Source organism: Tardiphaga sp. P9-11 (genome assembly GCF_008329525.1).
In the GTDB taxonomy this organism is placed as follows: domain Bacteria; phylum Pseudomonadota; class Alphaproteobacteria; order Rhizobiales; family Xanthobacteraceae; genus Tardiphaga.
Genome location: NZ_NPKQ01000030.1, coordinates 1 through 592 on the forward strand (window position 1 = coordinate 1; position 592 = coordinate 592).

Annotated in this window: 1 protein-coding gene; it reads right to left on the reverse strand. The window is 54.6% G+C overall.

Going from position 1 to position 592, the window contains the following annotated elements; genetic code table 11:
• The coding region (locus tag CIW50_RS28905; RefSeq protein ID WP_149534594.1) for a YciE/YciF ferroxidase family protein at positions 1-455 on the reverse strand (455 nt) is incomplete at its 3' end.
• Positions 456-592 lie beyond the last annotated feature (137 nt).

Consider the following 592-nt stretch of genomic DNA (forward strand, 5'->3'; position numbering starts at 1 on the left):
AGCTTGGAAAGCGCGTCGTCGGTCTTCTTTTCTTCGCTCAACGTCTGGTCGATGAGCTTCACCGCATCCTTGTGGCCCAGCGTCGCCGCCCATGTCTTCAAAGTACCGTAACGGGAGATTTCGTAGTGTTCGACGGCTTGAGCCGAGGCCAGGAGACCGGCATCGAGTGCAGAAGTCTCAGCGTACTCCTCCATGATCTCTTTGCCTTCGTCGAGGATGCCTTCGATAGCATCGCACTTCTTGCCTCGGGCAGCCTTGCCGAGCGCATCGAATATCTGTTCCAAACGTTCGATCTGGCCTTCAGTTTCGACCTGGTGCTTTTCAAAAGCCGCGCGCAGCTGATCGGATTGTGCAGCTTTCGCCATTTTCGGCAGAGCCTTATAGATCTGCTTTTCGGCGTAGTAGATGTCCTTGAGTGTATCGAAGAATAGATCACTAAGATCTTTGTCAGCCATGACTAGCTCCTATGGTGGTGTTGAATTGCGCCCTTCAACACCGAGCCGTGGTTCTAGTTCCCGGTTTTATCTTGCGGCCGCAGCCGAAGTCAGTTTGGCGCGATGCGGGAGGCTCGCTACCGGGATTGGTCAGAGGC